Here is a 22,724-nt window from a genome sequence, read left to right as displayed (position 1 = left end):
GCTCTCTCCCTCCCAACACCATCCCCTGTAGGAGCCGGCAAGCCCGCGCCTACAAAGGGTTTTGAATTCAGGTAGGGAGAAACCTCATGAGAAATTTCTGGCACAGAAGCCTCATCGCTCTGTTCGGCCTACTGGCAAGCAGCGCGGCGCTCGCCGAGTCGGCTGCCCCGGCCTCGGTAAAAATCGCTATCGTGGCCTACACGCAAGGTGGCAAGCCAGTGTTTGGCGGGATTGCCGGCCGCGTGATCGAAGACGGTTGGCTGGAGGCCCAACTGCGCGAGCGCGGGGTGAAACTCGAATGGATCGCCCTACCCCACGCCGGCGCTGGCCCGCAGATCAACGAAGGGTTCAGCAACAACAGCCTGGACTTCGCCGTACGCGGAGACCTGCCCTCAGTGATCGCCGGTGCTGGCGGTGTGCCGGGCAAGCTGATCGTGCCCGGCGGCAGTGGTAACAACATTTACCTGGTGGTGCCCGAAGGCTCCAGCGCCAAGACCATCGAAGACCTCAAGGGCAAGCGCCTGGCCCTGCACCGTGGCCGGCCTTGGGAGTTCGCATTCAGCAACTTCCTCGCCAGCAAGGGCCTGAAACTCGATGACTTCAAGATCGCCAACCTCAACCCGCAGGTCGGCGCGGCAGCGGTGTCTGCCGGCAAGGTCGATGCAGCTGTGTTGCTCAGCGAGGCCTATGCCCTGGAAGACAAAGGCGTGGGCAAGATCATCTGGTCGACCAAACAGGGCAACAATGACTGGCGCCTGATCTCCGACCTATGGGGCACCGATTCTTTCGTGCAGCAGCATCCAGACATCACCCAATTGCTGGCGACCGCCTGGGTCAAGGCAGCGTGGTGGATTTCTCAACCGCAAAACCAGGATGCCTATTACCAACTGTCCTCCCGTGCCGGTACCGCTGAAAGCGTGCTGCGCCGCGACGACCAAAACGACCCAGTGACCTGGAAGGAACGCTGGGCGCCGAAAAGCGATGCGCAACTCAAGGCCCACTATCAGGCCCTCACCGCCTACGCCCTGGCCAACCATCTGATTCGCGACACTTATGACATCGGCCCGTCACTGGCTACCGGCTTTACCAACCAGGCTTTGATCGACCTGAAACTCACCGACTACTGGCCGGCACTGCGTGGCCAGGTCAGCACCAATCCTTGATAGGGAAATTGATAATGAAACTGCCACATTCTTTCGCCTTCGGTCTCAGCGTACTGGCCTTGTGCATGAGCGCGTTCGCCGCTGACGTATACGCCCCAAAAACGGACCCACTACAAGGTGATGGCCGCGTCTCGGCGTTCTACACCTGGGAAAAGGCCATTCCGGCCATTCCCGGAAAGCTGTTACGCAGCGAACCGCTGGACAAGACCATCAGCCTGGCAAACGCCGCCAGCGCGCAACGCATCCTCTACACCTCCACCGATGGCATCGATAATAAAACCCCAGTAGTGGTTTCCGGCGCGTTGTTCCTGCCCAAGGGCACACCGCCGGCCGGCGGTTGGCCGGTCGTAACCTGGGGACATGGCACTGTTGGCGTCGCAGATGTGTGTGCGCCGTCCTGGCAAGGTCGCTCCTACCGCGATGTGGCGTACCTCAACCGCTGGCTGGCAGAAGGGTTTGCGGTGGTCGCCACCGACTACCAAGGGCTCGGCGTACCCGGCGGCCACCCGTTGCTGAACAGCCGCATGGCCGCCTACGGCATCCTCGACGCCGCCAAGGCTGTAGTTGCAGGCGTACCTGGGTTGGCTGACAAGGTGTTGATCGTCGGCCAGTCCCAAGGCGGGGCAGGCGCGTTTGCCGCAGCGGCCTATGCCGCCACTTACGCCCCGGACCTTGGCGTCAAGGGCAGCATCGGCACCGGCGTGATCTACACCCTCGACTACGCGAAAAACCCCAGCGAGGAAGTGCGCAATAAAGTCGACCCGACCCTGGCCTACGGCTTCTATACCTTGCTCGCCGCCCAGCAATACGACCCGAGCATCAACCCGGCGGACTTCTACACCGACAAGGCGCTGCCCATCTTCGAACAGGCTCGCACTAGTTGTCTGTTCGCTCTAGAAGGCGACGTGGAGGGCCTGGGCCTGAGCATTGCCAACACCAAGAAAGATTACAAAGGCAAACAGCTCGCGCCGTGGCTCGCGCAAGTCGCCTACCCCACCCTGAAAACGTCCAAACCGGTGTTCATCGGTACCGGTGCCGAAGACGTCACCCCAGCCGCCGCGACCCAGGTCAAGCTGATGCAGGACGCCTGCAACGCCGGTTCCGTAGTCGAAGGCCACCTGTACAAAGGCCTGGGCCACAGCGCGACGGTCAATGCCTCGCTCAAGGACTCGATCCCATTCGCCCACAAAGTCATCAATGACCAGCCGATCACCCCAGTCTGCGCCCCAACCGCGCAGTAAGCAGGAGGCTTGCATGAGCATCGAATTTTTTACTCGCCTGCCGCTGCACGGCGAAACCCAGTTCCTGCCGGGCGACCCGCGTAACCGTGGCGACTGGCATCGGGGCGGTCCCGACAGCACCGGGGCTGTGTCCGGGTTCAGCGTGGGCGACCACTTCACTTACATCGACTACCTGGGCCAGATCGCCAAGGCCGCCGAGATCAATAAGTTCGGCGGTGTGTTGATGGTCAACGCGCCCAGCGGCGAAGAGCCGTGGACGGTGTGCTCGCTGCTGGCCCGCGAAACTCGTACCCTGCAATTTGTCACCGCGTTCCAACCCTACCACTACACCCCATGGGTGGCCGTGCAGCAGGCGGCGACCTACCAACGCGCCACCGGCAACCGCCTGGTATGGAACATCATCAACGGCGGCTCGGACGCGATCCAGCGCCAGGTCGGCGACTACAGCGACCACGATGCACGCTACGAGCGCGCCACCGAATTCATGGACGTGGTCAAGGGCTATTGGCACAACGAGTCGTTTCACTACGATGGCAAATTTTACAAGGCCGACGGTGGGGGCTTGCGCGCGCCGCTGAAAAAGGCGCAATTGCCGCTTATCTGCACGGCTGGCTCATCCATCGCTGCACGGGAGTTCGCCGCCAAGCACGCGGATTTCTACTTGATGCGTGCCGAGCACCCGGATGAAATCACCGCTCTGATCGCCGACCTGCGCCAACGTGCGTTGAAATGGGGGCGCACCGATATTCGCTTCGGCCTGTCGATTGATGTGATCACCCGAGAAACCGAAGAACTGGCGCGCACTGAAGCCAAGCGTTTCTTCGAGGAAGGCATCGCCCGTGGCGCGGTCAAGGCCGTCGCCGCCCACGCCGGGCTGCGCACCGCGCGCAAACTGAGCTACGAGCACGGTTTTGCCGAGAAAAACGAGGCGCAGGGTTTCGAAGACTTTTTTATCCACCCGAACGTGTGGGCTGGCTTCGGCTATATCGGCATCCCACCGGGCTGCGCGCTTGTAGGCAGTTATGAAAACGTGGTGGCGCGGATTCGCGAATACAACAACCTCGGCATCGACCTGTTCTTCCTCGCCGGCTATCCGCACCTGGAAGAAGCCTACCGACTCGGCGAGCATATCCTGCCGCACTTTCGCAGCGAACGCTCAGTGTTGAGCCGTCCCCTGGAGCCGGTGCGCGAACTGCACTCGGCCAACGGCGGAGCCTGAAACCATGACCTTACTGCTGAGCCGTCGAGACTTTCTCGGCTACAGCGCGACCGCCAGCGGCGCACTGCTGCTGGCGGGTTGCGGCCTGAATGACGCACCGGCTGCCGCCGCTGGCAGCGACCAGCCACGCTACGGCGGCCGCCTGCGCCTGGGGATTCTCGACGGCAACCAGAGCGGCAACCTGGACGCGCATAAACCGGTGGGCAGCGGCATCGTTCGCGGCTTTGCGCTGTACAGCAAGTTGTGGGAGTGGGATGAGCACATGCAGCCGCGCTTGGCACTGGCCGAGTTTGCCGAGCCCAACGCGGATGCCAGCACCTGGACCCTGCGCTTGCGTCCGGGCCTGGAGTTCCACAACGGTAAGACCATTGACGCCGACGACCTGATGTTCTCGATCCGCCGGCTCACCGATCCGCAACTGGCCTCGCCGTATGCGGCACTGTTGCACTGGGTAGACCGCGACAACCTGGTCAAACTCGACAACCGCACCGTGCGCCTGAACTTTCGCGACGGCCGCAGCTATATGCCGCTGGCCGAAACCTGGGTCAACTTCGGCGGAATCGTGCCGGTGGATTACCACCCGGTCACCAATCCGGTGGGTGCCGGCCCCTACAAACTGAAAAGTTTTACCCCCGGCCAGCGCTCGCTGTTCACGCGTTTCGAGAATTACTACAAGGAGGGCAAACCCTACGCCGACGAGCTGGAAATCATCGATTTCAAGGATCAGGTCTCACGCCTCGCCGCACTGCGCGCCGGGCAGATCGACATGGCCAACTCGATGCCCACCGAACAGCTGCCGATTCTGGAGAAGGACCCACGGTTGAAGATCATCAAATCGGTGACCGGCAACTGGCTGTCCTTCGATATGAATCTGGAAAAGCCGCCCTTCAACGACCCGCGGGTGCGCGAGGCGTTTCGCTTGCTGGCCGACCGTGAAGAACTGGTACACCGCGCACTGAATGGCCAGGGCCGAGTGGCTAATGATTTGTATGCGCCCAGTGATCCCACCTTCAACCACAGCCTTGGCCCGCGACCATATGCCCCTCAGCGCGCAGCGCAATTGCTCAAGGACGCCGGCCAGGAAAACCTCGAGGTGGAACTGATCACCACCCCGGGCCCAGGCTTGAGTTCAGCGTTAGTGCTGGCTGAGCAGGCCAAGCGCATCGGCGTCACCATTAAGGTCAAGCAAGTAGACCTCGCCACTTTCCAGGGCCCGCTGAAAAACGATTGGACCCTGAGCACCGGCGGCAGCATCGGTGCACCGTTCCTCGCCAGTGCAATCCACACCGACGCCCCCTTTGCGGTATCCAACAAGACCCACTTCAACGACGCGCAATTCAGCGAACTGTTCCTCGCCGCCATGGCTCAGCCCGACCTGGAAAAGCGCAAGGTTCTGGTGCATCAGGTGCAGCAGATCCAGTACGAACGCGGCGGCATGTTGATCTGGGGGTATGCCGACCTTCTGGACAGCGTTTCCACGCGCGTCGGTGGGGCCCAGGCAGAAGAGTCGCTGTTCAGCACCTGGCGCTTCGAGAAGCTCTGGCTCAAAGACACGGCCTGACACCTCACTCCCCGTAGGAGCCCGGTTTGCCGGCGATGAGGCCCCAAGCCTTGCGCGGATCAACCGGACGCCTACGGGGCATCACATTGATAACAATTTTCGACAGGAGTCATTTCTGCCATGCACGCTATCGCCTTGCGTTTACCCCTGCTGCTGGCAGTCACCCTGCCGCTGCAGGCTTTTGCCACCGATACCCAACTGCAAACCGTGACCGTGCAGGCAAGTGCCAGCGAGTCGGATGACGACGCACTGCCCACCCGCCCGCCGACCTCAGTGTACGGTGGCACGGAAACCAAAGTGCTGGACACGCCGCGCTCCGTGGTGCAAATCAACGCCGAGCAATTGGCGAGCGGCGCGATCCATAGCGCCGACGACCTGGTCAAATATGCGCCCGGCATTACTCGGGGCGGCGGGCAAAACGCGGGTATCGCACCCCAGTTTCGTGGCCAGGGTTCGGAGATTTTCCAGGACGGTCAGCGTGGTTACGCCGTGCGCCACCCCGCCAACTTCAACGCCTATGAAGGTGCGGACATCGTTGCCGGCCCGTCCTCGGTGACCTATGGCTCGATATCCGGCAGCGGCGGCTACGTCAACTACCTGAGCAAGAAACCCGACTTCAACGCGTTCAAAACCAAACTCAGCGGCGAACTGGGATCGTGGATTCCGGACGGCACCTCTCGCAGTTCCAATAAATTCAGTATCGACAACACCGGGCCTCTGAGTGACAACCTGGCCTACCGCGTGAGCATCACCAAGCAGCGCCAGGAGGACTTCTATGACAATGTCGAGAACAATTTTGACGCCTTCTATGGCGCGTTGGCCTGGCGCAACGACAACGTGCGCGTCGACTGGAACGCCAGCTACGACAATTACTACGACTACAACATCACCCACGGTTGGAACCGCGCTACTCAGGGCCTGGTAGACGACGGCAAATACTACGCCGGGCGCGCCACACCGATTATCCAGAACGGCAGTACCCTGTGGTCGCCGGTGCTGGCTTCGGGCGCCGCCGATGCGCCAACACTCGGTTGGGTAAAACGCCAACGCAACGCCCAGGGCCAATACAGTGTGGTCGACGGCAGCTTCCAGACTGCCTCACCGAATACCCAGGCCAACCCCGGCAGCCTGCGTGGCTGGGTGTATGACCCGACGCTGGCGGGCAATGGCGAGCAGTCGCTTTCATCACAGACCGGGCAGCGCAAAGAGGACGAAAGCAGCTCGCGGCGCTTCACCACGCAACTGCGTATCGAGGCCGACCTGTCGCCGACTATCACCGTAGCCAACAGCATGTTTTATGAACGTTCCAAAGACATCACCGATGCCGTGGGCGCATTCCAGGTGCAATCGAAGGACAACATTTTCGATAACCGCTTCGAGTTCCGCTCGCGCAACGAGACCCAGCTGGGCGGCTGGACCCTGCGCGATGACAGCAACAGCGGCCTGATCTACCGCCGCGAATTCAACCAGTCGATTGCTGCGAACAACAGCTTTGGCTCGACCATTAATGCCTATGACCTGACCCAAGACCCTTCCGGCAAAAACCCTGGTGACTTACTCGGCCTCAACGCCAGCAACCCTGCCGGCGGCAACGGCGCTTGGATCGGACAACCCGGCGTGCCGCAATACTCCAACTACTACGGCTGGCTCAACCTGCCGCCCATGTATGCAGCTGGGCACGGCCTGTACGCCGAATCGGTGGCGCCCTACACCGCTGAAAGCACCTGGACCACCAAAACCCTGTTCAGCCAGCACAACCTCAAGTACGGCGAGTATTTCGGCTTGAATATTGGCGCCAGCCGCAGCTGGATCGAGGCCGAGATCGACAACCCGTTCGTACTCGCCGGTGGCAACCGGCGCAAGGACAGCGACAATTACCGGCTGTTTGCTTTCCAGGTCAGCCCGTATGTAAAACCGACTGAAAACACCACGCTGTACTACACCTTCGACCGCTCGTTGGCGGTCAACACCGGGTTCTTTTCCAACGGCCTTGGCTGGGGCAGCGGCAGTGGCGCCAACCAGCTCAACCCGCTGGCGTTCCAGAGCTTGAGCGTGCTACATGAAGTCGGGGTAAAGGTCGAAGCAGTGCCTAACCAGCTGTTCATGACGTTGGCGGCGTTCAAGCAAGCCCGCGACCAGGCACCTGACAGCAATAACAACATCGCGCGGCTGATGATCAAGGGTGTGGAAGCCACCGTGCGCTATCAACCGGACGACCACCTTCGCAGCGGTCTGAACCTGTCCAAGCTCAACGCCTATAACGAGTTCACCTCCCAGGCCGGATTTGCCTCAGCGGGGTTCATTCCCGACAACGGCACAGTGTTCGGCGATAACAATAGCCTCAACCAGCGGCCGTCCGGGCGTTTCGACGCGGTGCAGATTCCTGAATACACCGCCAGCGGGTATGTCGACTACCGCTTCGACTCAGGCTTTGGCGCCGAACTTTCAGGCTGGTGGACCAGCAGTTGGTACCTGAACCTCAGCAAGACCGTAAAGATCCCGAACGAATACAACCTCGATCTCGCCGTGTACTACCGCCAACCGCAATGGAGCACCACGTTACGGGTGCTCAACCTGACCAATGAACTGAACTTCGTCAGCGGACTGGCCGGTTCCACCAACACTTTTTTGCAACCCATGCCTGGCCGCACCTTGTTGGCCCAGGTCGACTATCAATTCTGATCCGCACCAGGAGCACGTTATGTCTATCGAATTTGTCGGCATGATTTTCCCTCGCCAGTGGTCCGAAACCCGTGGCGTTCGCAGCCCGGATTTCGACCTCAACTTTATCCGTCACCATGCCCGCGCCCATGAACATGCAGGCTTCGACCGTGTGCTGATCGCCAGCGGCCCCGGCAGTGCCGACAGCCTGCAAATTGCCGCGTATGCGGCGGCGCACACTGAGCGATTGGGCTTCATGATCGCCCATCGCCCCGGACTCACCGCGCCAACCGTCGCTGCCCGCTCGTTTGCCACGCTGGACCACACCACTGGCGGCGGGCGCATTCGCTTGCACGCGATTACCGGCATCACAGCCGAGCCACAGGAAGGCGACTTCCTGCTGGACAAGACCCAACGCTACAGGCGTACCGATGAATATCTGGAGATTGTGCGACGCACCTGGACGGCCGAAGAGCCGTTCGATTTCGAAGGTGAGTACTTCAACATCAAGGGTGCGTTTTCGCCGGTCAAACCGTTGCAACAGCCGCATATTCCAATCTCGTTTGGCGGATCTTCCGACATTGCCTATCAGATCGCGGTGAAGCACGCGGACCTGTATGCGCTGTGGGGCGAGCCGTTAAGCGGCGTGGCTGAGCAAATTGCCAAGCTGAAGGCGGCTGCATTAACAGCGGGTGTTGAAGCGCCACGGATCAGTTTGTCGGTGCGCCTGATTTTGGGAGCGACAGAGGCATTGGCCTGGCAACGCGCCGAGCAGATCCTGGAGCAGATCAAGGCCAATCCACAGTTTGCCGCAGGCAGTCCGTGGCAGAAGCGGATCAAAGGCACCGGCTCAGAACGTCTGTTAGCAGCTGCGGCGTTGGGTGATCGTCATGATCGTGCGTTGTGGATGCCGACGGCGACAGCAGTGGGCGCTTATGGCGATACCACCGCGCTGGTGGGTACCCCGGAAACGGTGGCGCAGGCACTGCTGGATTATGTGGACCTGGGCGTTACCACGTTCTTGAATCGCGGTTATGACCCGCTGTACGACACCGTGGATTATGGGCGGTGGATTATCCCCGCAGTGCGTGAAGAGGCGTTGCGGCGCAAGGCGAAAATTGCTTAACGACGGCTGAAGCCATCGCCGGCAAGCCGGTTCCTTCAAGGGGTTTGTGTACCTGTAGGGGCCTGCTTGCCGGCGATCACTGTGCAGCGGAGCCATTCACCCCAACGACGGCGAATGCTCCAGCAACGTGCGCGTATATGCCGCCTGTGGTTGATCCAAAACATCATCAACGGCCCCCTGCTCCACCACCCTTCCGACCTTCAACACCAGCACCCGATCAGCAATCGCGCGCACCACGCCCAGGTCGTGGGTGACGAATAATATCGTCAATCCTTCACGCTGTAGCTGGCGCAGCAGGTCCAGGATCGACGCCTGTACCGATACGTCCAATGCCGAGGTGATTTCATCGCAAATCAGCAACCTGGGCTCGCACAACAGCGCACGGGCGATAGCCACTCGCTGGCGTTCACCACCTGACAGGCTGTGGGGAAAGAGGCCGGCGACTGATCCCGGCAGTGACACACGTTTGAGCACGGCTTCCACTCGCTCCCGCGCTGGCGCCCCTTTCACGCCGAAGAAATGCGCCAGTGGCGCGCTCAGAGTCTGGTACACGGTTTGCCGTGGGTTCAACGCGCGATATGGATTCTGGAAGATGTATTGAATCTGGTGGCGCAGGCCTGCATCGCGCTGGCGGGCGTGCAACGGTAAATGCCGGCCGGCGTAGTCCAGTGCCCCCTCGGCATTCTCCCCAAGGCCAGCAATAGCCCGCGCCAGGCTGGTCTTGCCCGAGCCCGACTCACCCACAATCGCCAGGCATTCACCCGGCTGCACCTGCAACGAGACATCGAACAACACTTGCCGGTCATAGGCGACGTTCAAGCCACTGACCGACAACAGTGGCAGTTCTACCCGCCCCTTCAAGGCCGCAATTGGCGCGAGTGCCCTGACCTGTAACGCCTGATCGTGAGGCGCCAGGCAAGCCACCCCACGACCGGCCGCGTTCATCTGCAATAACGGCTCAGCCACCGCGCACCCAGCCGCAAACCGCTCACAGCGCGGTCCGAAACTGCACCCCTGGGGCCGACGCCCCGGCGCCGGTGCATGCCCGGCAATCGCCGTCAATTCGCGCCGTCCCGCCACATCCGGAATCGCCGCCAGCAACCCTCGGGTATAGGGATGGGACGGTCGACTGAACAACTCATCCCGCGTCGCCGTTTCAACGATGCGCCCGGCGTACATCACCATCACCCGGTCCACCAGGTCCTTGATCACCGCCAGGTCGTGGGACACATACACCGCCGCCACGCCCTGGCTTTTGCACAGCCGACGCAGCGTGGCGAGGATATGCGCCTGGGTGCTGACGTCCAGCGCAGTGGTCGGCTCGTCCAGCACGATCAGGCGCGGGCGCAGCACAAAAGCCAGCGCCAGCATCACCCGTTGCTGCTGGCCGCCGGACAGTTGATGGGGAAAGCGCCGTAGAAACCCGTGATCGTCCGGCAAGCCGACGTCACGCAGGGTCTCGATGAGGCGCTGCTGTTGCGCCTCGCGGTCAAGCCCAGAAGGATGCGCCGTCAGGGTTTCACGCAACAGGTGACCGATGCGCAGTGCCGGATTGAGCGCGGTGGCCGGGTCCTGGGCGACATAACCGATCAGGCTGCCACGGGCACGGCGCAAGGCTTCGCCTTCCAGGCTCAACAATGCCTGGTCACCTACGTGCACCTGCCCGCCGACAATCCGTGCACCGCGCCGGGCATGTGCCAGCAACGCAGTCGCCAAGGTGGTCTTGCCCGAGCCCGACTCACCCACCAAACCGAGAATTTCCCCGGCAGCCAGGCTGAACGAGATGCCCGACACCACATCCACCTGCCCCGGCAATTCAACCCGCAGGTCGCGGACCTGCAACACCCCGGCGTCGATTTCGGTAATCGCATTCATGCTTGTCTGTCTCCCAGCCTTGCGCTGCTGCGGCCGATGCCTTCAGCCAAAATATTGGTGCCGTAGGCAAACACACCGATCAGCACCGCCGGAGCCAATACGGCCCAGGGTTGCACCAGCAGGCCGGCCTGGTTTTCATTGATCATCAGCCCCCAGTCAGCGGTGGGTGGCGCCACGCCGTAGCCAAGAAAGCTCAGGCCCGACAGCATGCCCACGCCCCAGGTCAGCATGTTGCCGAAATGCACCAGCAGGGGCGTGAGGATGTTCGGCAGGATCTCCTTGAACAGAATTCGGCGTCGCGAATAGCCCATCATTTGCGCCGCTTCAACGAACTCCTGCCCTGCCACTGCTACCGCACTCGCCCGCGCCAGGCGGATAACGCCCGGTATAAAGGCGATGGAGACTGTCAGCACGATCAACCACGGTGCGCGCCCCAACATGGACACAATCAGCAGCACCAGAATCAGGTCGGGGAACGCCAGGGACACATCCGCCGACCAGGTAATAAACTGATCCAGGCGCCGACGCGACAAACCCGCCAGCAACCCCAACGTAGTGCCCACCGCCAGTGCAATACTGGCGGCTGCGACCGACATCCACAGCACCGACAAACCACCGCTGAGCAATCGCGACAGCACGTCATGCCCCAGGAAGTCATACCCCAGCCACGCATCACCTGCAGGCGCGCCGTAGACAGGACCGACCATGTCCGTCGACCCGTGAGGTGCCAACCAAGGCCCGAACAGCGCCACGGCCACCACCAGTAGAGTGATCAACGCGCCCTTACGTGTTTGTGGTTCGGCCAACCATCGACGGGCACTCATGCGTCACCTCGGGAGCGGCGCCACCACGGGGTGATTCCCCTCCGGTTGCGTTGAATCAGGGTCACCCGCCGGGCGGTGCGCAGCTTAGGCGTAAGCAGCACGGTCAATAGGTCGGCCAGTAGGTTGATCAGCACCACCGCGAGGGTGATCACCAGCACAATCGCCTGGATCATCGGCAGGTCGCGCATCTGGATCGCGGCGTTCAGCGCGGTGCCGATACCGGGATAGCTGAAGATGACTTCCGCCAGCACTGCGCCTCCGATCAACGTACGCAAGGTCAGCGCCACACCCTGGATCGCCGGTACCAGCGCATTGGGCAAAGTGTGGCACCAGACAATCCGCCGCTGCGGAATGCCGCGTAGGCTGGCGGCAATCACGTAATCGGACTCCTGCGCCTCGATCACCGCGGCACGCACCATGCGCGTGAGGTACGGCAATGCAGTGAGGCTCAAGGCAAATATCGGCAATACCAGCGCCTTGAGTTGGCGCAGCAGCGACAGGTCGGGATCCAGGATCGATACCGCGGGCAAGAAATCCATATGTGGCATGGAAAACAGCAATACCAGGCCAATCGCCAACAGAAACCCCGGCGTGGCTTTCAGAAAAATCAGCAACGACAGGCTCCAGCGATCCAGCCAGCTGTCGCGCCGCAACGCCAGGGCCACGCCAAGGGCCAGTGCGCCAGGCACTACCAGGGTAATCACCCCGGCCAGCAACGCCAGTGTGTAGCCCAAACGCCCCCACAGGATGTGGCTGACCGGCGCGTTGGAGTCCAGGGAAACCCCGAGGTCCCCGCTCAAGACGCTGCCGAGCCAGCGCAGGTATTGCCACAGGATTGGCTGGTCGAGCCCCAACTGGTGTTGCAGGGTAAGGATGCTTTCCAGCGGCGCGTCCGGGCCGAGGATCACCCGCGCAGGGTCGGATGGCAGTGCCTGGGTGGCGATGAATACCACCAGGCTGATCACCCAGGCCGTCAGCAGGCCGTAACCCAGGCGCCCGATAAACCATGACAACCAAGCAGGCGTGCGTGGAGGATTGGCTGACGGCTCAAGCATGCTTCAACCACAGTTCGTCAAACCGCCAGGAAGCGAAGGTGGTCTGCTCTGGCGCCAAACCGCCGACCTTGACCGAGGCGGCGTCCAGCACATCGTTGAAGCCCCAAATCAGCAATCCGCCGCGTTCGTGTTGAATCTGCTGGGCCTCGTGTACCAGGCCTTTACGCAGTTCCAGGTCTGGCTGCGCAAGGGCCTTACGGTAGAGGTCATCAAAACGCGGGTCATGGAAGTTGCTGCGGTTGTAGATCGCCAGCGGCGCGTCGTTGTGCAGTGCCGAAGCCAGGAAACCCCGCGCAGGCGTAGAACCCGGCGACACTTGCCACTGCTCACGCTGCGGGCCGTTGAACACAGCGCCATCCACTTGGGTCACGCGTATCTCGACACCGGCCTTTTTCGCTTGCTGGGCCAACACCAGCGCGGCGTTCACACCGGGCCCAGGCATGGTGGTCAGTTCCACGCGCAAATCCGTCTGCCCGGCCTGACGCAGCAGCGAGCGGGCCTGCTCCAGATCATACGGCCGCTGGGCAATCGCATGGTTGTAGGTGGGATCGTGAGGTGAATACAGGTCATTGGCAATGCGACCGAAACCGTTGAGGCCACGGTCCACCAGCTCTTGCCGATCCGCCAGCAAGCGAAACGCCTGGCGCACCCGCACATCATCGAAGGGCGGCTTGGCCAGGTTGAGATTGAAACCGGTAAACGAAGTGCTTGGCGACACGCACAACGACAAGCGTGAGTCGGCCTTGAGCAACGCACTGTGCTCGGCCTGCACACCGCTGGCCACATCGATCTGTCCGGCGCGCAACGCGGCAACACGGGAGACCTGGTCCTTGAACTCGATGATTTCCAGCTCATCAGCATAAGGCTGGCCGGGTTTGTAGTAATTCTCAAACCGCGTGTACAACGAGCGCTGGCCGGGTACGAAACGCTTGAGCCTATAAGGGCCGGCACCTACCGGATTGGTGATGGGGTCATAGTCGGTGGGGACGATGCCGCCAAAGCTGATCAGGGTTTCATCCAGAGGGAAGAAGCTCTGGCCTTGCTTGAAGCGAATTTCGATGGTGCGTTCATCCAGCTTGCGTAAGGCATTGCGATCAATGGCACCGACCAGGCCGGCAAACGGCGATGCCAGCTTAGGATCGGTAAGGCGCAACAACGAAAACAGCATGTCGTCAGCGCCGATGGTCTTGCCATGGTGAAACTCCAGGTCCGGCTTGATGCGGATGGTCCAGGCACTCGCATCGGCATTCGGTTCGGCGAACTCGGCCAGGGCCAGGCGTGTGCTGACATCGGTGTTCCATTCCCAGAACTTGCTGTACAGCGCCCAGCCACGAATGATCCCGCCGCCCACCGGTTTATGGGCATCCAGGTTGCCAGACTGATCGCCATCGATAATGCCAATGCGCAGGCGCCCACCGCTGACGGGCTTACCGCTCAGTACGGCGGCACCCTGAGTCGTCGTGCCGCTGTCGCAGCCGCCCAACAGCAAACCACCGCCGATGGCCAAGCTGTTGCCGAGAAACACCCGGCGAGAAAATCCATCACTCATGGTTCAAGCCTCTTGGCGCTGCGGCGACTTTTGGCTGACACCCAGACGCGGCGCTTCAAAGCCGTGGTCCAGGTCCAAAAGCGGGAACAGCAGGTCGGCCACGCGGTGGGCTTCATCGATCAGCGGGAAGCCAGACAGAATGAACGAGGAAGTGCCCTGGGCTTCGTATTCGCGGATGCGCTCGGCGACCTGTTCCGCGCTGCCCACCAAGTAGGTACCAGCGGCCGGCCCGAGGATATTGAAACCGAACAGGCTCGGGCCAAGCCATACGTTAGGATAGATCTCCAGATCACGCGCGGTCGGCAAACGCCCGGCGCGAATGGTTTCGACGTTACGCTGGGTCTGCGGGTCGTCGCTGTGGAAATCTTCCAGGCTCACACCGGCCGGCAACTGGCGCTCGATGGCGTTGCGCGCAGTTTGCAGCGAGGTGCGTTGCAGGAGTCTTTCGGCGTGGGCCCAGGCTTCTTCCTCGGTCTCGCGCACGATGATTTGCAGGCGTGTGCCGAAGGTCAGTTCGCGACCGATCTTCGCCGCTTCTGCGGCGACTTTGCGAAACTTGTCGCCGAGTTTTGGCGGAGTGTTGGCGAAGCTCAGGTACACGTCGAGCAATTGCACCGAATGCTCGACACCGGGCCCTGAGGTTCCGGCGCCCCACAACGGGATGCCCGGCTTCTGGTAAGGCGGATGCCAGCCGCCCAGCGGATGGTTGGCTGCGCCGGGCGAACGCGGTGCGAGCTTGACGTACTCACCGTCATAGCCACGCGTGTCGCCGGCATAGAAACCCTGGAACGCCCGCCAGTATTCCAGGCTGAAGGCGTATCGCTCGTCATGCGGGTAGTGCACCCCAAGTGTCGCCAGGCCTGCGTCATTGCCATTGACCACGTTGAACAGCAGGCGGCCATTGGAGAACTGATCGAAGGTCAGCGCCCACTTGGCCAACACCGCTGGCGATAACTCGCCCGGGTGCTGCGCCACCAGAAAACGCAGGCGCTGGGTGGCGTCGATCAACGACGCGGCCACCGCCAGGCTTTCATTGGGGCTGGAACCGAGCAGCGAACCGTAGTAGCCCAGGCGATCACTGGCCACGGCGAGCTGTTTGAGGTGCTGGAAATCAGTGTTCCAACGGCCTTCCGGCTCCCATGGGTACGGGCCATCGGGTGTGGTCAAGTACCAAAGAATTTTTACAGCCATAAAAAACATCCTTGAAATAGAGAACCCTGTGGGCGCTGGTAAGGCGTTAGCGGCGGTCGATGGCCGGAACCAGGCCCAAGGCCGTGGCGTGTTCGAACAGGCCGCTCATTTTCCATTGCTGGGTCAACACGCCCGGCCCGTAGGCCCGTGAGCCACCGAGCGCATCGGCAAGCAATTGCAGTTGTGCGCCCTCCTCCAGCAACAGGATGAATTCGGCGGTAGCGCGCAGGCCTTGCTTGCCCCACACGGTGGAGCCGCCATTGGCCTCCAGGATCGCCAGGTTGAAGGGGTTCTCGGCGATCTTGTCGAGGATAAAGTCCACTTCCTGTTGGCGACGGTCGATATACACCGGCAGTTCACGGGCCAACTGGTAGCGCTGCACCGGCACGTAATGGAATGGCAAGGTGCGGTGGGTCTGGGCCCAGGCGCCCAGGTACGGCGAATGCACGTGGGACACGGTGGTCACATCCGGGTGTTGCTGGAACAGCTTGGTGTAGCGCCCCAGGCCGCCCTTGCCCTTGCCAAACACCACGTTGCCGGCAAAGTCGGTCACCGTGGCTTGCAGCGGCTTGCGGTAGTTCCACGGGCCTGCGTAGTTCACCGATACCAACAGTTCCTGGCCAGGTACGCGCTCGATAAAGCCGACGGTCCCTGCGGCGGTGATGGTGTTTGTTTCACGGAACACGGTGAAGGCTTCTTCGGCTTCCAGCAGGACCTTGTCGATAAAGGTTTGCAGTTCCTGGCTGATCGGTTGTGTGTGGGCAATGGCAGTCATGGGGATTCTCCGGATTCAGGCGCGGCGCTTGGCCAACAGTTCATGGGCAGCTTGCAGGGGGCGCGGGTCGACCCAGTCGGCGATGGCAAAATCGCGCTCCAGGAAGCCGTGCAGGTAGAGGAAATCTTTCTGGATATCGAGGAATTCCAGGCGCTGGGCAGACAGGTCCGGCGCCAGGGTGGTGTGGAAATCACCGCGATAAGCCTCGGCCACACCGGCACTGCCGGCACGAGTTTCTTCTTCTAGAATGGCGTTCAGGCTGTCGCGGTTGTTGGCCGCCCAATCGGCGGCGCTGAGGGTTTGCGCGAGGAAGCGCACCACCAGGTCAAAGTGGTTGTCCAGCAGGCTCTGGTGAACGGTGATCGGACGCGGCGTGCCGTTGTTGATGCGGTAGCGCGGTTCGGCGATCAGGTCCAAGTCGATCCCCACCACCAGCCCCAGGCGGCGTGCGGCGTCGGCCGCCGAAGCGCCCTTGACGTAAACCGCATCCACCTCTCCACGTACCAGGTAGTCCAGGCCGGACCACAAGCGCTGCAAACCTTGCTGCGGGTCAGGCGCTTGTTCCTGGTCCTGCAATGCCACTTCCACCAGTTCCACATCATCAAACCCCAGTCCGGCCAGGCTCAAGGCGCCCTTATAGCCATGCAGGCTCATGGCGCGGGCGATGCTGCCAGGACGGTTTTCACCCCAGGCTGGCAGGGCCAGGCGCTTGCCTTTGAGGTCTGCAGGACGGGTGATGCCGGAGTCCGGGCGGACCAGAATGGTCTGCCATTCCTCGATCCAGGTCAGCCCGATCAAGCGGCTCGGCGCACCCGCGGCACGTGCGGCCAATGCAGGGACGTTGCCGCCTTCGCGGAATAGCCCCGGCAAATCGTGATCATAGTGGTGCCGGCCCAACTGACGCGCCTCCTGCAAGGTGGACACCGGCAGGCCGTCGGGCGCGAACTCCTCGCTCAACCAGCCCAGCTTGTAGGCAATGCCGGACGCAGTCGGCACCGGGCAACGGGTAAACCAGATCTGCTCAAACTCAGGCGTGGGCAGGACAGCGGAAAGGGTCATGGGCAGCTCCATTAAATTGGGCAAGTCAGTGGAGGGGGTATTGCAGAGGGCGTGCCAATTGCTCAAAGCCCCGGTTTATAAGGACATGGAAACAAACATCCAAACGCGACTGCTGGCCTGCCAACAGCACTGCTGCTCTTCCAGCAGCCGTTTCACGACGCTGCTTCCCCAGCAGCAAACCGGCGCGCCCCTTCCCCCATACAGCAGGGTTTTGCTCGTTGGCGCAGAACTTGCTCAAGCCCTCCCAACACCAACCTCCCCGCAGGAGCCGGCTTGCCGGCGATGTTCGTCAACGATGACGCACAGCCATAGAGGAACGGGGCAAACCAAAGGATGAATGAATGACAACGTATGAACAGGCGCCCGCCCGCCACCTGCACAGCGAAACCGAGGCCATCGACGCCGCCAGAGAAATCGCCGTGGAGATCGCCAGCATTGCCGCCGACACCCAGCAAAATGGCCAACTGCCCTGGCGCCAGGCGCAATTGCTGTCCGAAAGCGGCATCACCGCCATCGGTGTACCTAAGGCCTTCGGCGGCCTGGGCGCATCGGTGCAGACCATCGTCGAAACCGTGCGCATCATCTCGGTGGCCGACGGCGGCGTCGGGCAATTGCTGCAAATCCACAATGTGATGCTGCGCGGGATTTTCAACGGTTACCCGGATGCGGTACGCGATCGGCTGGTCAGCGATGTCCTGGCTGGCAAGCGTTTCGGCAACGCCCTGGCCGAGGTAGGCGGCAAGAACAAGTTCGCCCTCAAGACCCGCGTCGAACGCCGCGAGGACGGCGCCCTGGTACTCAATGGCAGCAAGTTTTACTCCACGGGCTCTTACCTGGCCGAATGGATCTCCCTCACGGCCGCCTCGGATGACGGCGGTGCCGGCGTATTGCTCAACCGCAACACGCCAGGCCTGACCCTGGTGGACGACTGGGACGCCTTCGGCCAGAACAACTCGGTGAGTGGCACGGTGAACTTCGACAATATCGTGCTGGATGAGGATTTTGTTTCACGCCGCAAGGGCCCAATGAAACGTACCGGGTTGACCTTCCCGCAGATCCTTCACGCGGCCATTGATACCGGTATCGCGGCCGGCGCGTTGTCGGCGGCCGTCGACTACCTCAAGCACAACGCTCGGCCGTGGGTGGAAAGCGGCGTAGACCATGCCAATGAAGAGCCGCACATCATCAAACAGATTGGCGAATACGCCGTGGCCCTGCGCGCCGCCGAATCCCTGCTGCGCGATGCGGCACGGATATTTGACCGCCATGAGCAAGACCCGGAAAACAAAGAGCTGCAAGACGAGCTGATCCTTTCGGTCGCCACCGCCCGCGCCCATTCGGACAGCGCCTCGCTGAAGATCTCCAGCGATATCTTCTCGCTGCTGGGGGCCAGTTCATCGCTGAGCAAATGGAACCTCGACCGCTTCTGGCGCAATGCCCGGGTGCACACCACCCACGACCCGATCCGCTGGCGCCTGCACCATGTGGGCAACTACTACCTCAATGGCGTGGACCCCGGTGAATACACTGCGATCCTTAACGCCAAGGAAACCCAAGGCGCTACACGCAAATAAATCACTGTAGGGTTTTGTGTGTGCCCTTATACGCCGTTTATGCCAATGAGCTTTTCATGATCGAACGACACCCTCTTCTACGCAGCCTGGCGATCTATAGGGAAATGCCCTGGCGATTCACCCTGGTGGCGGCGCTGTACGTGGCCATCAACCTGGGCCTGGTCTGGCAGCAATGGCTGATCGGCCATGCAGTCAATGACGTGAGCGCCGGGCGTGCCGTGGCACGCCTCGGCGACGGCAGCCTGGATGCCGGCCTTGGCTGGTACTGGCTGGGCCTGATGCTGGCCGTGGCCCTGGGCCGTGGCGTGCTGCAATACATCGCCAGCGTGTTGTCGCTGGTGATCAGCCAGGAACTGCTGACGCGCCTGCGCTCACGCATCCTGGCCCAGGTGCAAAGCCTGCACCTGGGCTATCACTGGCAGCACGGCATGGGTGAAATGATCACCCGCACCACCCGTGATGCCGACAAAGTGCGCGACGCATTGATCACTTTCTGGCGGCAGTTGGTAGAGACACCGCTGGTGGTGCTGGCCACGGTTGGCCTGCTGAGCTGGTACAACCCGCTGCTAGGGCTGGTGCCGCTGTTGCTGACGGTGACCGGCTTGGCGATTTTCGTGCGTCAGACCGAACAGCTGGTGAGCCTGGATCGCGCGGTCGGTAGCGCCTATGACCGGGTCAACCAGGACCTGAGCGAAGGCATTGGCGGCGTACGGGTGATCAAGTCGTTCGCCCTGGAACAGCGGCGTATCCAGGGCTTTGCAGATCAGGTGGCGGTGTTTGCTGCGTTGGCGCGCCAGGCCCTGGCTTATTCCAGCTCACGTATTCCGCTGCCCCAGGCCGTAGTGGCGCTGGGTCACGTCTGGATCCTGGTATACGGCGCGCACCTTGTGGCGACCGGTCAACTGGGAATCGGCGAATTGGTCACTTCGCTGCTGATCGCCACCACCCTGGTGTTTCGTATAGAGGGCATCGGCCGGGTAATGCAGACCTTCGCCGATGCCCGCGCCAGTGCCGAACGCATCTGGCAACTGCTGGACGCTCCGGCCGCGATCCGCAGCGGTGCTGCCACCCTACCCGCCAGCCCGCTGGGACTGAAGCTGGAAAAGGTCAGCGTGACCGCGCCCGGTGGTGGCCGCGACATTTTGCACGGCTGTTCGCTGACCTTGCAGCCGGGTGAAATCGTCGCGCTGGTGGGTGCAACCGGTACCGGTAAAAGCCTGCTCGCCAGCTTATTGCCGCGCCTGAGCGATGTGACCGCCGGGCGCCTGTTGCTCGGTTCGGACAACGACGGCTGGCGGGACATCCGTGACCTGCAACTGGGCCCGCTGCGTCAGCGCGTGCATGTGGTACCCCAAGAGAGTTTCCTGTTTGCCGGCAGCCTGGCGGCCAACCTGCGCCTGACCGCACCTAATGCCACCGACGAAGAACTGCGCGAAGCGTTGCATCAAGCCGCTGCTGAAGATGTCCTGCAGCGCCTGCCCCTGGGCCTTGAAACCCCTCTCGGCGATAGGGGCGTGACCTTATCCGGCGGCCAGCGCCAACGCCTGTGCCTGGCCCGCGCGCTGCTCGGCAAACCCGACATCCTATGCCTGGACGACGCTACCAGCGCCCTCGACGCCATCAGCGAGCGCCAGGTGCTGCACAACCTGCGACACCTGCGCGGCACCACGGTGCTGGTGATCTCCAGCAAGCTCTCGACCATCCTGCTGGCCGACCGCGTGCTGATGCTGGATGACGGTAGGATCACCGCCCAAGGCACCCATGCTGAACTGCAATCAACCAATGCGCACTACCGCGACCTGCTGGGGATAGACCATGGCTAACCCGCTGCCAGGCAAAGCCTTGAGCGATATCGAAATCGAAGAAATGCTGGCGAAAAAGGCCCTCGATCGTGGCATGTTCAAACGCTTGCTGCCGTTACTGCGACCGATCCGTCGGCAGATTGCGGCTGTTATCGGCATTGAGATCCTACTGGTGTTCACCGTGTTCCTGCGGCCCTGGTTTGTACGCGAGCTGCTGGACCGAGGACTGATCCGGCAAGCCGATCACTGGCTGCTGGATGAAAACCTGGTGCTATGGCTAGGCCTGGGCCTGGCGACAAGTTGGCTGGCGCGTTTCCTGCTGGCCGGGGTCTCGCAGTTTGTTGCCGGCGGCGCGGCAATCCGCGTGTTGAATGCCTTGCGCGTGCAGGTGTTTGCTCATGTGCAGAACCTGAGCGTGAGCTACTTCGACCAGACTCGTGCAGGGCGCATCATTTCCCGGGTCGACCGCGATGTCGACGCCCTCGAACCGCTGGTGATCCAAGGCCCGCCGGAACTGCTGGGCGCCGTGCTGCGCTGCGGCCTGGCCTCGGTAATGCTCTGGCGCATCGACCCACGGTTCTTCCTCAGCCTGGTAGCGACGGTGCCATTGCTGGTGCTCGCGACATGGAGCTTCAAGCGTATTTCCCAGCGCAACTGGGCCAAGGTCGCGGAGAACCGCAGCCGCTTTACCGCGCACTTGGTGGAAAGCGTCAGCGGTGCGCGCTTGCTGCAACAGTGCGCTCAGGAGGCGCCGAACCTGCAGCGCTATCGCGTACTGCTGAATGATTTCAACCACGCGCTGATTCGCGGCAGTTTGCGCTCGTCGTGGTTTGCACCGTTTACCGCACTGCTCAGTTCAGCAGGCATCGCGCTGTTATTGCTGGTGGGTGCGTATGGGTTGGCGGCGGGTGAAGTCAGTGTCGGCCAGGTGGCAGAAAGCCTGTTCTACGTGTTTCTGTTCCTGGGGCCGTTGCAGGAGCTATCGGACCTGTTTGAACGCTACGCCACGGGTTCGGCGTCAGCCCAGCGGATCTTCCTGTTGCTTGACACGCGCCCGCAGATCGTCGACAGCGCTACCCCCCGCACATTGGAACGCGCTCGTGGGGAAGTGCAGTTTGACCAGGTGGAGTTCGGTTATGGTCAGGCGCCCGTAATCAAAGGCTTGAACCTGCATATTCCAGCCGGAGAAGTGCTGGCGATCGTCGGCCCGTCCGGCCACGGCAAAAGTACCCTGGTGCAACTGCTGACGCGCTTCTACGAAGTCCAAGCCGGCGCCGTGCGACTCGACGGCATCAATGTCCGCGACCTGGCGCAACATACCTTGCGTCGCCATGTGGGCGTGGTGTTGCAGGACAATGTACTGTTCAGCGGCAGCATCCTCGACAACCTGCGCCTGGCCGCGCCCCAGGCCGATGATGCAACGCTGGTCGCCGCTGCCCGTGAGCTGGGCGCCGATGAAGTGCTGGAGCGCCTGCCCCATCAATACCACACTGAAGTAGGGCCACTGGGGGCACATCTGAGCCATGGCCAGCGGCAACTGGTGTGTCTGGTGCGCGCGTACCTGGCGGACCCGGCGGTGTTGGTACTGGATGAGGCGACGTCGGCGGTCGATATTCATACCGAACGGCGTATCCAACGGGCCTTGCGACGCCTGTGTGAGGGGCGCACGGCAATCATCATCGCCCACCGCCTGGCAACGATTCGGGATGCCGACCGGATTGCCGTCGTACGCCACGGCCAAGTGGTGGAACTGGGGCCACACCAGCAATTGATCGGACAGGCCGGGCCCTACGCAGCGCTGTACCACACCTACCTGCGCAGCGCCCATCAACCTGACGCCATCGCCCTATAGGAGCCGGCGTGCCGGCCCCCTGAAAGCCTATGTTGCGCGTCCAGCATTGGTTGCTGGGAGGCTGCTGCTACAGCAGCAGCCCTCTCATGCTGAAGTGCGGTTGCCCCCGTAGCCATTGGCCGAAGCGCCCATGGCATGCACGTTGCACAGACCTTGCGCATCAGGTCTGCGCCCCTTGCACGACTCAAATCAGGAGC

General features: G+C 62.0%; 16 protein-coding genes. 9 read left to right on the top strand and 7 right to left on the bottom strand.

Annotation, left to right across the window (positions count from 1 at the left end; all coding sequences use genetic code 11):
* Positions 1-86: 86 nt before the first annotated feature.
* The 6 genes from BM403_RS23405 to BM403_RS23380 all read left to right on the top strand — a co-directional run bounded on the left by BM403_RS23405 (position 87) and on the right by BM403_RS23380 (position 8,971).
* Positions 87-1,163 (top strand): ABC transporter substrate-binding protein, encoded by a 1,077-nt coding sequence (locus tag BM403_RS23405; protein ID WP_093545141.1) that lies wholly within the window; start codon positions 87-89, stop codon positions 1,161-1,163.
* 14 nt (positions 1,164-1,177) lie between these two features.
* A complete protein-coding gene (locus BM403_RS23400) occupies positions 1,178-2,404 on the top strand; it encodes an alpha/beta hydrolase family protein (protein WP_093545138.1) in 1,227 nt (408 codons plus the stop codon).
* A 13-nt stretch (positions 2,405-2,417) separates the two neighbouring features.
* Positions 2,418-3,623, top strand: coding sequence for an LLM class flavin-dependent oxidoreductase (locus BM403_RS23395; RefSeq protein WP_093545135.1), 1,206 nt, complete (start codon positions 2,418-2,420; stop codon positions 3,621-3,623).
* A gap of 4 nt (positions 3,624-3,627) precedes the next feature.
* A complete protein-coding gene (locus BM403_RS23390; protein WP_093545132.1) occupies positions 3,628-5,184 on the top strand; it encodes an ABC transporter substrate-binding protein in 1,557 nt (518 codons plus the stop codon).
* Positions 5,185-5,304: 120 nt separating this feature from the next.
* Positions 5,305-7,866 carry a TonB-dependent receptor plug domain-containing protein gene (locus BM403_RS23385; RefSeq protein ID WP_093545129.1) on the top strand — a complete coding sequence of 854 codons (2,562 nt, stop codon included), beginning with the start codon at positions 5,305-5,307 and terminating at the stop codon, positions 7,864-7,866.
* 19 nt (positions 7,867-7,885) lie between these two features.
* The gene (locus BM403_RS23380; RefSeq protein ID WP_093545126.1) at positions 7,886-8,971 is read left to right on the top strand and encodes an LLM class flavin-dependent oxidoreductase; all 1,086 of its coding nucleotides are present in this window, start codon (positions 7,886-7,888) and stop codon (positions 8,969-8,971) included.
* A 96-nt stretch (positions 8,972-9,067) separates the two neighbouring features.
* Here the strand turns inward: BM403_RS23380 and BM403_RS23375 are convergent, their stop codons facing one another.
* Genes BM403_RS23375 through BM403_RS23345 form a run of 7 tightly spaced genes read right to left on the bottom strand, consistent with a single transcriptional unit; the run spans position 9,068 to position 17,299 of the window.
* Positions 9,068-10,846, bottom strand: a complete 1,779-nt coding sequence (locus BM403_RS23375; protein ID WP_093545123.1) for a dipeptide ABC transporter ATP-binding protein — start codon at positions 10,844-10,846, stop codon at positions 9,068-9,070.
* On the bottom strand, positions 10,843-11,670 hold the full coding sequence (locus BM403_RS23370) for an ABC transporter permease (protein ID WP_093545120.1): 828 nt from the start codon (positions 11,668-11,670) through the stop codon (positions 10,843-10,845). Before BM403_RS23370 ends, BM403_RS23375 begins: the two co-directional genes overlap by 4 nt.
* Entirely contained in the window at positions 11,667-12,725 is a 1,059-nt protein-coding gene (locus tag BM403_RS23365; RefSeq protein WP_093545117.1) for an ABC transporter permease, read from the bottom strand. Before BM403_RS23365 ends, BM403_RS23370 begins: the two co-directional genes overlap by 4 nt.
* Positions 12,718-14,274: an ABC transporter substrate-binding protein gene (locus tag BM403_RS23360; protein ID WP_093545114.1), complete on the bottom strand. Its 1,557-nt coding sequence runs from the start codon at positions 14,272-14,274 to the stop codon at positions 12,718-12,720. Before BM403_RS23360 ends, BM403_RS23365 begins: the two co-directional genes overlap by 8 nt.
* A gap of 3 nt (positions 14,275-14,277) precedes the next feature.
* Complete coding sequence (locus BM403_RS23355; RefSeq protein WP_093545111.1) at positions 14,278-15,465, bottom strand: LLM class flavin-dependent oxidoreductase; 1,188 nt, start codon at positions 15,463-15,465, stop codon at positions 14,278-14,280.
* A 46-nt stretch (positions 15,466-15,511) separates the two neighbouring features.
* Positions 15,512-16,240 (bottom strand): class II aldolase/adducin family protein, encoded by a 729-nt coding sequence (locus BM403_RS23350; RefSeq protein WP_093545108.1) that lies wholly within the window; start codon positions 16,238-16,240, stop codon positions 15,512-15,514.
* Between the two features lie 15 nt (positions 16,241-16,255).
* A complete protein-coding gene (locus BM403_RS23345) occupies positions 16,256-17,299 on the bottom strand; it encodes an ABC transporter substrate-binding protein (protein ID WP_093545105.1) in 1,044 nt (347 codons plus the stop codon).
* Between the two features lie 341 nt (positions 17,300-17,640).
* Between BM403_RS23345 and BM403_RS23340 the strand changes: the two genes are divergently transcribed.
* Genes BM403_RS23340 through BM403_RS23330 form a run of 3 tightly spaced genes read left to right on the top strand, consistent with a single transcriptional unit; the run spans position 17,641 to position 22,527 of the window.
* Positions 17,641-18,873, top strand: a complete 1,233-nt coding sequence (locus BM403_RS23340) for an acyl-CoA dehydrogenase family protein (RefSeq protein WP_093545103.1) — start codon at positions 17,641-17,643, stop codon at positions 18,871-18,873.
* A 56-nt stretch (positions 18,874-18,929) separates the two neighbouring features.
* Entirely contained in the window at positions 18,930-20,696 is a 1,767-nt protein-coding gene (locus BM403_RS23335) for an ABC transporter ATP-binding protein (protein WP_093545100.1), read from the top strand.
* On the top strand, positions 20,689-22,527 hold the full coding sequence (locus BM403_RS23330; RefSeq protein ID WP_093545097.1) for an ABC transporter ATP-binding protein: 1,839 nt from the start codon (positions 20,689-20,691) through the stop codon (positions 22,525-22,527). The genes BM403_RS23335 and BM403_RS23330 overlap by 8 nt, the downstream gene beginning before the upstream one ends.
* Positions 22,528-22,724 lie beyond the last annotated feature (197 nt).

It is taken from the genome of Pseudomonas sp. OV546 (genome assembly GCF_900116845.1).
Classification (GTDB): domain Bacteria; phylum Pseudomonadota; class Gammaproteobacteria; order Pseudomonadales; family Pseudomonadaceae; genus Aquipseudomonas; species Aquipseudomonas petroselini.
The sequence above is the reverse complement of the archived record's forward strand: the minus strand, read 5'-3'. Positions and strand labels throughout refer to the sequence as shown.